This window comes from Oenococcus kitaharae DSM 17330 (assembly GCF_000241055.1).
Lineage (GTDB): Bacteria > Bacillota > Bacilli > Lactobacillales > Lactobacillaceae > Oenococcus > Oenococcus kitaharae.
This window is the reverse complement of the sequence record NZ_CM001398.1, coordinates 1,397,649-1,410,167: the sequence shown is the minus strand read 5'-3', so window position 1 is coordinate 1,410,167 and position 12,519 is coordinate 1,397,649. Positions and strand designations below refer to the sequence as shown.

The window sequence follows — 12,519 nt, the reverse complement described above, 5'->3', positions numbered from 1 at the left end:
GAAAATGTTAAGATAAAAAGTGTTTTGTCAAATGAAAATCAAAATAGGAGCATTAAATGAAAAAGACAAAAATTGTTTCCACCTTAGGACCTGCTTCAAATGATCTTAAGACTATTTCCGCGTTGATTAATAATGGGATTAATGTTGCCCGTTTTAACTTCAGCCATGGTGATCATGATGAACATGCCAGTCGAATGGCTTTGGTTCACGAAGCTGAAAAAAAGACTGGTAAATTGATTGGTTTCATGCTTGATACGAAGGGCGCTGAAATCAGAACAACCGTCCAGGATACACCAACTGGAAAAATCGAGTTCAAGCAAGGCGATAAGCTGCGCATTTCCATGAATGAGAAATTAAAGGGTACCAAAGACAAGATCGCCGTTACTTATAAGGGATTGTACGACGATGTCAAAGTTGGCGGTAAAGTTTTGTTTGATGACGGAATTATCGAAATGACTGTCACAGACAAAGACGTTGAGAAAAGGGAATTGCTCGTCGAAGTCGATAACGATGGCGTTCTTGGTGGCAGAAAGGGTGTTAATGCACCTGGTGTTGCTATCAACTTGCCTGGTATCACTGAGAAAGACAAGTCAGATATCGAATTCGGCCTAGAACAAGGCATTGATTTCATCGCTGCTTCATTCGTACGTAAAGCCGAAGACGTTCTTGATATCCGCAAACTTCTTAAAAAGCATCATCAAGAAAAGCATGTCATGATCTTCCCTAAGATTGAATCTCAAGAAGGAATTGATAACTTTGAATCTATCATTGAAGTTTCTGATGGATTGATGGTTCCTCGTGGCGACATGGGTGTCGAAATTCCTTACGAAGAAGTCCCTGTTATTCAAAAGAAAATGATTCGTTACATGAACCGCCTTGGCAAACCTGTCATCACAGCAACTCAGATGTTGGACTCGATGATTGAGAACCCTCGTGCTACTCGTGCTGAAATCAACGATGTTGAAAACGCCGTTTGGGACGGCACCGATGCTACCATGCTTTCTGGCGAATCTGCTAATGGTTCATGGCCTGTAGAAGCTGTTAAGACGATGGCGACATCTGATGAATATGCTGAAGACCATGTTCGCGATGATGGCAATCGTATTGATTTGCATAATGAACCAAAGACAAGCGATACAGAAGTCTTGGCTCAAGCTGCTGTTGATGCAGCTCGTGAAGCTGGTGCTAAAGCCATTGTTGCTTCAACTGCTTCTGGATATACAGCACGTTTGATTTCCAAGTACCGTCCAGACATGCCGATTCTGGCCATCACTTATGACGAATTGACTGCACGTTCATTGACGATCAATTACGCGGTTTATCCAGTTGTTGAAGAAGCACCTGAGACCACAGACGATATGATCGAATTAGCTAAAAAGACAGCTCACGACAAGAAATTGGCTAAAAAAGGCGATACGATCGTAGTCACAGCTGGTCTGCCTATCAAGACACCTGGCACAACCAACTTGATTCATGTTGTTAAACTTTAAAATTGCTGACAGAAGAATTTATCTTTTGATCACATATTAAAAAGAGTGGCTAGATTTTCTAGCCACTCTTTTTTTGCAGAAAATTCTTCAAAAACATCCATTTAATTTTCAAAAAGGAAGGTACGAACTTAAAACTTAATTTTGTTCACTGTGTCGCCGCGCAGACCAGTTCTCAATGTTTCCAAGGATACGGCATCTGTCGCAGCGATATTTCCTAAATTAACCTGAGACCCAAATTTCAGGATGAGATCCACCTGCTGTTTTTTAAGTGGTGCTTCAAAAATCAACTTTTCAGTGCCGATAGTCGCGATTTGGTCAAGTTCTTCTTCGATAATATTGCCTTGGGCATCATAGATACCAATATTTTTCCCAGCTTCCCGGGCCTCAATGATCACCAAATCAGCCTTGGCCGCTAGATCAGCGCGAATTTCTTCCAAACGCATTTGAATGCTCAATTGATGATCCAAATCGGGGTTCTTTTTTCCAACTTCCGAAATCACAAAAAAATCATTTTCTTTGGCTTTGCTAATAATTTCAGCACGGGTTTGAGCAGAAATCTTAGTCGAACCATCGCTGACTTCGAGGGCTGTAAAACCTAATGCCTTGCTTTCGGCAAAAAATGCGTCAAGTTGATTTTTCAGCAATGCGACTTCAAGCAGAGTACCTCCGGGGTAGGGCGTAATACCGGCTGCGATATATTTTTGAACTTTTGTCATGATGAATTTTCGATCCATCGTTGCCGAGGTTCCCCATCCGAATTTAACAAAGTCAATTGATCCGGCCGCCGTGGCGATCAAATCATCTGTTTCATTTAATCCCAGTCCCTTGTCTAAAACCATGGTCAGTCCGTTTCGTGGCGCATTTTGCCGCGGCCCTAAATTTAGAAAGCTGTATGCAAGCATTTATGTATCTCCCTTCAGATTGATGCCATACAGATTGAATTAAAGCAAAAGACCAGCATCACTGCAAGTGACTAATGGCTATAAATCATAAAAAAATGAGGTATTTTGCTTGCGAAGTTTTTAGCTTCATTTAGACTGTATGATTAAATTATGCTAGCCGGCAATAAAGAAATGAATGATTTGTTAAACGACTATAGTGCCTATCTGCGCAGCGAGAGGGGACTTTTGGAGAATTCTGTCAAAAGTTATCATCAAGATCTCTCAGAATTCGTTAATTTTTTGCAACAGCAGCATTTAAACTTGAATTCAGTTGATCGTTTTACAATTCTTGATTGGTTGAATGTACAAAAAAATGCTGGTAAATCGAATAATTCGATTGTCCACATGGTTAGTTCCTTGAGGAAATTCTTTGCTTACATGACTTTAGACAGGCGTTTGACACAAAATCCTATGGAAAAAGTTACCACCCCCAAAAAAAGCAGCCATTTGCCGCAGGTTCTTTCTACTCAGGAAATAGAAAAGTTATTGGCAGTGCCGGATATTTCGACAAAGCTGGGTCTAAGAAATCGTGCCATGCTTGAAACCATGTACGCGACAGGTTTCCGTGTTTCTGAAATATGCAACTTGAAAATGGCTGATCTTCATGCAGATTTGGGCCTGGTTACCACAGTCGGAAAGGGTGAAAAACAACGCATCGTGCCAATCGGCGAAATCTCACTGCTCTATATCTCCAAATACTTAAAAGAATCCCGCCCTCTTTTAACGGCAAAAAAAGAATGTCCTTATTTATTTGTCAATAATCGTGGTTCGCAGCTTTCGCGACAAGGCGTCTTTAAATTGATAAAAGAGTCTGTCAGTGAAGCTGGCATTACTAAAGATGTAAGCCCGCATACACTCCGGCACTCGTTTGCCACTCATTTGCTGGAAAATGGTGCCGATCTGAGAATTGTCCAGGAATTGCTTGGCCATTCAGATATTAGTACCACTCAAATCTATACTCAGGTCAGCGAAAAACATCTACGTGATCAATATAATAAATTTCATCCGCGCGCCAATTGACCTGATTAATGATGTTAAAATGATGTTTGTGCCTCAGGAAAAATTAACAATTTCACTAAGCGATTTTAATGGTCCATTGGACTTGCTGCTGCACCTGATTCGCACGCAAGAGCTGGATATCTTTGATCTTCCGATTGCGAAGGTGACCGATCAGTTTTTACAGTTCGTTCATCAGCAGTTGAATCCTTCATTAGACTCGGCAGGCGAATACTTGTACATGGCAGCCAATCTCATTAAGATCAAGTCACGTTTTTTACTCCCGACAGTCAAACAAGAGGCGGATCAAGACGCCGAGAACGATCCTCGTTTGGAACTCGTTCAAACACTTCTGGAATATCAGCGTTATCAAGACGTTGTCGGCCAAATGTCAAAACTTCAGCAGCATCGCGCACTTTCCTACACACGCCCCGTCGCTGAAATCCCTCGCGGTGTTACTGTAGTCCCTTTATCTCCGGGGGTCACATTACAGGATCTCCAACATGCTTTTTTAAGCATTTGGCAGCGCCGTTTGGAAGAAAACCCGCAGAAAAGACGAATTGAGAGAGAGACATTTTCTATATCAGACAAAATTTATCAAATCAAAGAACTATTTCGAAATCGGCTTGCGGATTTTCAGATCGCTTTTGACCAGCTTTTCAAAGAAAATCATGATCCGGATGAAATGATTACGACTTTTCTCGCTATTTTAGAGTTGGCCAAAGATCATTTTCTGCATATCAGCCAAAATGAGACGCAGCAAATCTATGTGACTAAGAGGATGGCCCAATGAACCATTTTGATGAAACTGCTGCCTTATTGGCTTTAATTTTTGTTGCTGGAGATGATGGCATCAGTTTGACAGATTTGAGTGACGTTACCGGCTTTGATCGTTCGGCAGTCCAAGATTTGTTGGCTTCGTCAGAAGAGAGTATGGCAGCGGATGTCAAAAACCCATTAAAGTTGGTCAAAAACGAGGAAACTTATCGCCTAATCACCAAGACAGATTTTGCGCCTTTATTAAGCAAATATTATCAGTCACCAATTGCAAGCAGTTTATCAAAGGCCAGCCTCGAGGCACTAACTATTATTGCTTATAAACAGCCGGTCACAAGGGTGGAGGTCGATAAAATTCGTGGTGTCAATTCTTCGGGGGCAATTTCTCGGCTGCTTTTTCGGGATTTAATCCAGGAATCAGGTAGAAAAAATGAGATCGGCCGGCCGATTTTATATACTACGACAGATTTTTTTCTAGATTACTTTGGTTTAAAAACACTTGGCGACCTGCCAGAGCTGCCAGACATTCAAAATCCAAAGGATCTGGATATCGAAGATCAAGCCAATCTGTTCTCACAACGCAAATCTTTTGAAGAAGGGAAAAATGAATGAACGAACCGCAAAGAGTTCAAAAACGCATTGCGCAAGCTGGCATTACATCACGGCGCAAGGCCGAACAACTGATTATTGATGGCCAAGTTGCAGTTAACGGCAAAACCTTAACTAAATTAGGACGAAAAGTGACAGACCAAGACATTATTTCTGTAAATGGCCAAATCATTAATAGTGAAAAGTTTGAATATTATCTGCTCAATAAACCTGCTGGTTATGTTTCTTCAAACAAGAGTTACCCGAATCAGCCCAGCGTGATAGAGCTGATCGACAGCCAGTCGCGTCTGTTCTCAGTCGGACGGCTGGACCAGGACACAACGGGTGTCTTGCTTCTAACGAATGACGGGGCGCTGACACAAAAATTGACGCATCCAAAACACCGAATTAAGCGCATTTATGAAGCGCTGGTCAAAGGCGTACCCACTGAGAGCGAATTAGCTGATTTGACCAAACCTATGAGGTTTGATAATGAAATCTTTTTCCCGCAATCAGGCAAGATCATAGAACAGACCAGTCAGACGCAAAGTTTATTGGAAGTTACTGTTGCTGAAGGAAAAAATCACGAAATAAAAAAGATTCTTCAGCATATCGGCCATCCAGTCATCAAATTGCATCGTAAAATGTTTGCCGGAATATCTTTGGGCCGTTTAAAGGCCGGCGAGTACAGAGCACTAACTCAGAAAGAGATTGAGAAATTAAAACAATGACAAGTAATACAAGTAACAATCGAAGCGAACTTAGAAAATTAATGATTACAGTCCTATTTTCGGCTGCGAGTTTTATTTTGATGGTGTTCCCGCAAATACCAATCATTCCGCAGGCCAGTTTCCTGGAATTAGAACTTTCAATTATTCCTCTTTTGCTGTTAAGCTATTTCGTCGGCCTTAAATATGGCCTCTTCGGATTGGTTTTACGTTCTTTGCTTCATTTAATTTTATTGAATAAGGGTATTGCAACTTGGATCGGTTTGACAACTAATATCGCAGCTGTCCTTGCATTTATGCTTGTTTTTGCATGGTTGAGAAAACGGAATATATGGTTGGCGATCGTGGTTGCTACGGCAGTCTTAACCATCGTTGCCGTCCTTGTCAACATCGTCTTTGCAATTCCGCTTTACGCAAGATTTATGAATTTTGATATTAATAAAATTTTAGGTTTCTGGCAATATATCTTGCTAATGGTAGTGCCGTTTAATATTATCCAAGGCTTGGTTTGGAGTGCCATTTATTATCCTATCGAGCGTTTCTTTACAAAAATTTTCAAGAATCGGCTATGATAGAATAAATTCTGTACGAGGTAGACATGAGCGATTTTCAACCATATGATCCAAATGAAGACAATAGTGAGAACGGCAAAAATAAGCGTGCCGCACAGAGCAGTGCTGCACCATTTCAACCATTAAATGACCGTTTTCCAGACAGTACCGCAGGTGAAAATTCGCAAAGTTTTCAGCCATTTTCGCCGAATAGTTTTTCTAGCCAGCAAGATGATGACAGCTTTGATTTTAGTGCTGCCCAAAAAGCGCCAAATTCCGATAGCTTTCAATCTTTTGACCAGTCATCGACGGGGTCGCCTTTTCAGCAGCCTGCTTCCGATTTTGACACCGGCAGGCCAGCAGAAACATATTTTCAGCATTCTGAGCCAGAACCAAGTGAGGCACCAGATTCTTTTAGAGGATATGAGCAGCCGAACCAAGGTTTTACTAACAATCAGCAGGATCCTTATTCACAATTCGACCCGCAGGAAGACAATAATGATTTTGGTCGGCCGACCAACAGCTTTAATCCGAATAATTACAGCAATAATCAGCCTCAGCAGCCAAGGCAATCCGCTCCACGCAATACAAATCCGATTCCAAAAGGGGCTGCATCTCGCCTGAGTCGAAATTCCGTGGTAGCTCTTGTTATTGCCACTTTGATCATTCTGCTGGCAATTCCAGTGATCGGTTCAGTAATTGGCGGGCGAAGAGCCAACAATAATTCCGGAACTCCTTCCGTTGTGACAAGCTCAAGCAGCAGTTCGACAAGCAGTCAAAGCACAAGCAGTTCTTCAACGTCTAGTTCGTCTGCACCAGCAAGTTCCAGTTCGTCAGATGCACAGACGAGTTCTAGCAGCAGCGCGGCAGCCGCTACGAGTTCTTATACTGTTAAGGCAGGGGATACGCCATATGCTATTGCAAGGGCGAATAATATGACAGTAGCCGAACTTTATCAATTAAACGGGTTGGCTTCTGGCGCAACCTTGCAGCCGGGACAGGTTTTGAAGGTCAATGGCAACTAAAATACAAATTGCTATTGATGGACCGGCTGGATCTGGCAAATCAACGATTGCCAAAATTATTGCATCAAAATTTAATTACATTTATGTCGATACCGGTGCTATGTACCGTGCAGTAACGCTTTTTGCCAAATTAAATCAAATTGCGTTTGAAGACGAGGACCGCATCGCAGAATTAGTGTCCACGATTGCCTTAACTTTCGTACCAGCTGATCCAGTTCAGCGAGTTATCTTAGACGGTCGGGATGTGACGTCAGACATCCGTTCAGAAGAAATTACGAATAATGTTTCATTAGTTTCTTCGTATGCAAAAGTGCGTGAAGAAATGACTGAACGTCAGCGTCAGATGAGTGAAAATGCCTCAGTTGTCATGGATGGCCGCGACATTGGGACAACTGTCCTGCCTAAGGCGCAAATTAAAATTTTCTTAGTGGCTAGTGTGGACGAACGTGCGAGACGGCGTTTTAAAGAAAATCAGGCAAAGGGCATGTCGACTAGCCTTGATGATTTAAAACAAGAAATTATTGCCCGAGATTATAAAGATTCGCATCGTTTAATTAGTCCGTTAAAAAAGGCTTCAGATGCAATCGAGATTGATACCAGCCATCTGTCTATCGACCAAGTCGTCGAAAAAATTTCTCAAATTATTAAAACACGCGCATAGGCGCGTGTTTTCTGTATGCTTATATAGATGAGTAAAAAATATACAATTGCGATCGTGGGTCGCCCTAACGTTGGAAAATCAACTCTTTTCAATCGAATTGTTGGAAGCCGAAAAGCGATCGTTAACGATATCTCGGGTGTAACTAGGGATCGTTTATACGAAAAAGCAGAGTGGAATGGCGTCCAGTTTTCATTAATTGATACAGGTGGAATTTCTGCCTCCGAAGATGTTTTCGTTCGGGAAATCAAGGAACAGGCTGAATTAGCCATTGCTGAGGCAGATGCCATTATTTTCGTCGTTGACGGCCATAGCAGCCTGACACAGGATGATCAGCTGGTAGCTAAAATCCTCTATCGCTCTAAGCAAAAAGTTTATCTGGTGGTCAACCATCTAGATAATGCTGAGCAGCATGATTATATTTATGATTTCTATGCGCTCGGCTTAGGCGATCCATATCCAGTTTCGGCTGTCCATGGAAATGGTGTCGGTGATCTTTTAGACCAAATTATTGATGATTTCAAGCAAAATGATGACAGTGCTGCGTCGCCGGTTGATGACGATGATCAAATCCGAATCGCGATTATTGGCCGTCCGAATGTTGGTAAGTCTTCTATTTTTAACGATTTAATTCAGCAGAACCGAGCAATCGTCAGTGACATTCAGGGAACGACGCGTGATGCTGTTGATGCACAGTTTCAAGATGATCAGGGACAGCGGTTTACAATCACCGATACAGCCGGCATCAGAAAATCAGGCAAAATTATCGAGAGTACCGAAAAATATGCTGTTTTAAGGGCCCAAATGGCCGTTGAGGATGCGGATGTGGTTTTGGTGGTGATAGATGCGTCTGCCGGCATTCAAGATCAGGACAAGCATATTGCCGGTTTAGCGACCGATGAAGGTCGTGCCGTGATTATCGTCGTCAATAAGTGGGATGCGATCGAAAAAGATGACCATTCTATGCAGGAATTCACAGCGGCCATTCGAGAAGAATTTAAATTTTTGGATTATGCACCGATTCTTTTTGTTTCTGCCAAAACAAATCAAAGAATCAAACAGATTCCAGAGATGGTTGTCCAGGTCGATAATAACCACAAGATGCGTATCCAATCCTCTATTTTGAATCAGACTATTTTAGATGCTCTAGCATTGCATCCTACGCCAACGAAAAACGGCAAACGTCTGCGTGTGTATTACGCGACACAAGTTGCTGTTGCACCGCCAACTTTCGCGATTTTTGTTAATGATCCCAAATTAATGCATTTCAGCTATGAAAGATATTTGGAAAACCAAATTCGAGAAAATTTTGATTTTGCCGGAACACCAATTCGCTTACGAATTCGTGCGAGAAAATGAGCTTGTTTTTCGTTCGTTTTCGTGACAAATTGGTTACAATTCGCGCTATGACGGGCTTTTCAGACTGTCTCTTGATATTTAACAGCTGTTTTGTGTTAAATTCTTAATAGTGAAATGCATGGTAGTCGTGAATTTTACTAAATTTTTAAACAGGAGAAACTATGGCAAATAAGCAAGAATTAGTCGATTCAGTTGCAAAAGCAACCGACCTCACTAAAAAAGATGCAACCGCTGCTGTTGATGCAGTCTTTGATTCAATCGCAAGTTTTTTGAAACAAGGCGAAAAAGTTCAATTGATCGGCTTTGGCAATTTTGAAGTTCGTGACCGCGCTGCCCGTACAGGCCGCAACCCGCAAACTGGTGCGGAGATTAAAATTCCTGCATCAAAAGTTCCAGCTTTCAAACCCGGTAAGGCACTGAAAGATACTGTTAAGTAAAAACTCAAACCAGCCGATCGGCTGGTTTTTTATTATAGAATTAATTTATGACAAATTTTTCCAAACAAATTTTAGATAATATCGCAAACGCTAAGTTTGATAACCGGCCGCTCATGAAACAAGCACTGCAGACGGACTCATTGGATACCTTGTCTGAGTTAACAAGCGAACTGATCGAACAAGGTTTTACCGATGATGCACGTTTTGTTTTGGAAAATTTAAAACAAAATCACAGAGATAACGATCAGATAAATTTGAACCTCGCGGAAATTTATATCGAGGACGGTGATGATGATCAGGCCCTGGAATTGCTGGGGCTGATCAATAAAGACAGTGATTTGTATCTTTCGGCTCAGATTGATAAAGCTGATCTTTACGAATCAGAGGGCCTGACCGAATCGGCGGAGGGCGTTTTGCTGGATTTGCAGACAGTGAGCGACAATCCCTTGGTTCGTTTTGCTCTCGCGGAATTTTATGATGCCGAAGGGGAAAGCGGCAAATCGGTACAGCTGTACGATTATCTGATCAATCAAGGCCAGGATCAGATTGCTGATATCAATCTTCATGCACGTTTGGCGGTGGCACTCACTTCGAATGGTGAATTTGAAGAAGCCGTCTCTGAATTTGAAAAAATCGGTGTAAAAAATCTATCTGGCAAAGAACTGAGTAATCTAGCCCAAGCTTATATGCAGACTAAAGAGCCCGATAAGGCAGAAGCTGTTTTAAAAGAGAATATGGAAAACGAGGAAGCAACTCTAGCTGATTATCTCAATCTCTCGGATATATATGAGCAGCGAGCAGACTATGAGCAGCAGATTCGTACATTGCAATTGGCCAAGTCCATTGATCCATATGATCTGCAGACACGTTTTCGTTTAGCCCTGGCACAAAGTCATTTAGGACACTTTGATGATGCTGATAAAGAATTGACGGAAATCATAAAAAAAGACCCCTCGAAGACGGAAGCGATCAGTCTGCTGGCAAGCAACCTACTAGAGACGAAACAATACTCAGAGGTGATTTCTCTGCTAAATCAGCATATTGAGGACGAAGAGATTGATCAGCATTATTTTTGGTATCTCGGCATGGCCTATTTTCATACAGATCAGCAGCAGCAGGCTGAAAAAAATCTTCTCCAAGTATCAGACTATTTTGATGATCAAGCCGGTTTTTTGAAAGATGCTTTCTTCGTTTTTAGGAACACTGATTTAACACGCTCTCAAAATTTCCTGGCCAAATATCTAAAACTGGTTCCTGACGATTTTGATATGGAGAATTATTTAGCCGAATGAAACTTGTATTATCCGAAAAATTCAAACGAGCCGTACCGGTTCTCGACGAATTAGAAAAACATGGCTACCAGGCCTTTTTTGTTGGCGGGTCTGTTCGAGACGCTATTTTGGGACGGCCCATCAATGATATCGACATTACGACCGATGCGACGCCGTCAGAGATGAAAGAAATCTTTAAAACGGCCGATCACTATGCGGGCGAAAAGCACGGAACCGACCTTGTTTTTTTCCAACATGAAAATTATGAAATCACAACTTTTCGGGTTGATGGCCAGTATTTGGATAATCGTCATCCAGACAAAGTCTTCTTTACGCGAAAATTAGTCGATGACTTAGCCAGACGGGATTTTACGATCAATGCATTTGCAATGAATCAACAAGGCCAGGTCTTCGATTACTTTGACGGGCTCACAGACCTTGCAAATCGAACAATTAAAACCGTTGGAGAGGCCGACCAGCGATTCTCGGAAGATGCTTTGCGTATTCTAAGGGCCTTTCGTTTTTCAAGCCAGCTTAATTTTGCTATTGACCCGTCAACACTGGCTGCTGCCAATGATATGAAAGCAAATCTTCAGGCAATTGCGGTTGAACGTATCTACTCCGAATTTACCAAGCTTCTTTCTGGTACCAATCCGGGACGATCCCTAACGCAAATGTTTCAAATCGGAATCGTGGATTTTTTGCCTGGCCACCAACTGCTTGAATCGGTTCAAGATTTGTTTGTCAACTACCCAGGCAGCGGGCAAAGTGAAGATGCAGTTAATTGGGTCAAATTTATCTACCTCAGCCAGTTAAAATCAAATAAATTAGTTCGCTATCTCAAGCAATGGAAAATGAGTCGTCATTTGGAGACGCAGATACTTGCTTCAATTGATTTCTTGTCTCAGAAAAATATCGGAAATCTCGATCTCTATAAAATTGGCGAAACAATTCATATTGCATTACGGGCGGTTCCCAGGCCTGACGCTGAACAATTATTAGACCGTTATGAGCATTTGCCCATGCACAAAGATAACCAGCTGCAGCTGGATGGCCAAGATCTGATGGCTCTAAATATTCCAAAAGGTCCAGTGTATGGCCGAATTCTTGATGATTTGAAGAAAAAAGTTGTTTTATTAGAAATTGAAAATTCACGGGAAATTTTACTAAAAGAGGCATTACATGATTACAGCAATTTGGGCACAATCGAAAAATAATGTTATTGGCAATCAGGGGAAACTTCCCTGGTCGCTGCCGGATGATTTAAAATTCTTTAAACAACAGACAACTGGCAAAGCGATTGTGATGGGAAGAAAGACTTTTGAATCATTTGGTTCCAGAGCTTTGCCCAAGCGTTTAAATATCATCTTGACGCATAATCAGCATTTTTCTGTGCCTGATGACAAAATCAAAATTGTACACTCACCGCAAGAGGCAATCGAACTTGCCCATGAAGCTGCTCTGCCTTTATATATCATCGGCGGTGCGGCAGTCTATCAGACTTTTATGACGCAGACTGATTGTCTGCTGGTCACTTTAGTTAATACGGAAATTACCGGAGATACATTTGCGCCGCAAATAGATTCCGAAATTTTCCGTTTAGCATCAAAAAAGCATCACGATATTGATGAAAAACACGCTTATTCTTTTGATTTTCTAACGTATTTACGGAAAGAGGCCGCTGATCAAGTATAATTT

The 12,519-nt window shown here is 41.8% G+C and carries 14 protein-coding genes; 13 read left to right on the top strand and 1 reads right to left on the bottom strand.

Going from position 1 to position 12,519, the window contains the following annotated elements; all coding sequences use genetic code 11:
• Positions 1-56 precede the first annotated feature (56 nt).
• Positions 57-1,490 (top strand): pyruvate kinase, encoded by a 1,434-nt coding sequence (gene pyk, locus OKIT_RS07080; RefSeq protein ID WP_007746497.1) that lies wholly within the window; start codon positions 57-59, stop codon positions 1,488-1,490.
• A 128-nt stretch (positions 1,491-1,618) separates the two neighbouring features.
• On the opposite strand, the gene comA is transcribed toward pyk, so the two are convergent.
• Positions 1,619-2,392, bottom strand: coding sequence for a phosphosulfolactate synthase (gene comA / locus OKIT_RS07075; RefSeq protein ID WP_007746496.1), 774 nt, complete (start codon positions 2,390-2,392; stop codon positions 1,619-1,621).
• Between the two features lie 150 nt (positions 2,393-2,542).
• On the opposite strand from comA, the gene xerD reads away from it, so the two are divergent.
• From xerD to OKIT_RS07015, 12 genes are all read left to right on the top strand, one after another.
• A complete protein-coding gene (gene xerD / locus OKIT_RS07070) occupies positions 2,543-3,451 on the top strand; it encodes a site-specific tyrosine recombinase XerD (protein WP_007746495.1) in 909 nt (302 codons plus the stop codon).
• A gap of 22 nt (positions 3,452-3,473) precedes the next feature.
• Positions 3,474-4,220, top strand: coding sequence for a segregation and condensation protein A (locus OKIT_RS07065; protein ID WP_007746494.1), 747 nt, complete (start codon positions 3,474-3,476; stop codon positions 4,218-4,220).
• A complete protein-coding gene (gene scpB / locus OKIT_RS07060; protein ID WP_007746493.1) occupies positions 4,217-4,816 on the top strand; it encodes an SMC-Scp complex subunit ScpB in 600 nt (199 codons plus the stop codon). Before OKIT_RS07065 ends, scpB begins: the two co-directional genes overlap by 4 nt.
• Positions 4,813-5,523, top strand: coding sequence for a pseudouridine synthase (locus OKIT_RS07055; RefSeq protein WP_007746492.1), 711 nt, complete (start codon positions 4,813-4,815; stop codon positions 5,521-5,523). The genes scpB and OKIT_RS07055 overlap by 4 nt, the downstream gene beginning before the upstream one ends.
• The gene (locus tag OKIT_RS07050) at positions 5,520-6,092 is read left to right on the top strand and encodes an ECF transporter S component (RefSeq protein ID WP_007746490.1); all 573 of its coding nucleotides are present in this window, start codon (positions 5,520-5,522) and stop codon (positions 6,090-6,092) included. The genes OKIT_RS07055 and OKIT_RS07050 overlap by 4 nt, the downstream gene beginning before the upstream one ends.
• A 26-nt stretch (positions 6,093-6,118) precedes the next feature.
• Positions 6,119-7,096: a LysM peptidoglycan-binding domain-containing protein gene (locus tag OKIT_RS09420; RefSeq protein WP_007746488.1), complete on the top strand. Its 978-nt coding sequence runs from the start codon at positions 6,119-6,121 to the stop codon at positions 7,094-7,096.
• Positions 7,086-7,757 carry a (d)CMP kinase gene (gene cmk / locus OKIT_RS07040; RefSeq protein ID WP_007746487.1) on the top strand — a complete coding sequence of 224 codons (672 nt, stop codon included), beginning with the start codon at positions 7,086-7,088 and terminating at the stop codon, positions 7,755-7,757. The genes OKIT_RS09420 and cmk overlap by 11 nt, the downstream gene beginning before the upstream one ends.
• 27 nt (positions 7,758-7,784) lie before the next feature.
• Positions 7,785-9,113 carry a ribosome biogenesis GTPase Der gene (der, locus tag OKIT_RS07035; protein ID WP_007746486.1) on the top strand — a complete coding sequence of 443 codons (1,329 nt, stop codon included), beginning with the start codon at positions 7,785-7,787 and terminating at the stop codon, positions 9,111-9,113.
• A gap of 161 nt (positions 9,114-9,274) precedes the next feature.
• Positions 9,275-9,550, top strand: a complete 276-nt coding sequence (locus OKIT_RS07030; RefSeq protein WP_007746485.1) for a non-specific DNA-binding protein Hbs — start codon at positions 9,275-9,277, stop codon at positions 9,548-9,550.
• Between the two features lie 47 nt (positions 9,551-9,597).
• Positions 9,598-10,842 (top strand): tetratricopeptide repeat protein, encoded by a 1,245-nt coding sequence (locus OKIT_RS07025; RefSeq protein WP_007746484.1) that lies wholly within the window; start codon positions 9,598-9,600, stop codon positions 10,840-10,842.
• Positions 10,839-12,038, top strand: coding sequence for a CCA tRNA nucleotidyltransferase (locus tag OKIT_RS07020; protein WP_007746483.1), 1,200 nt, complete (start codon positions 10,839-10,841; stop codon positions 12,036-12,038). Before OKIT_RS07025 ends, OKIT_RS07020 begins: the two co-directional genes overlap by 4 nt.
• Positions 12,004-12,516 carry a dihydrofolate reductase gene (locus OKIT_RS07015; protein WP_007746482.1) on the top strand — a complete coding sequence of 171 codons (513 nt, stop codon included), beginning with the start codon at positions 12,004-12,006 and terminating at the stop codon, positions 12,514-12,516. The genes OKIT_RS07020 and OKIT_RS07015 overlap by 35 nt, the downstream gene beginning before the upstream one ends.
• Positions 12,517-12,519: the final 3 nt, after the last annotated feature.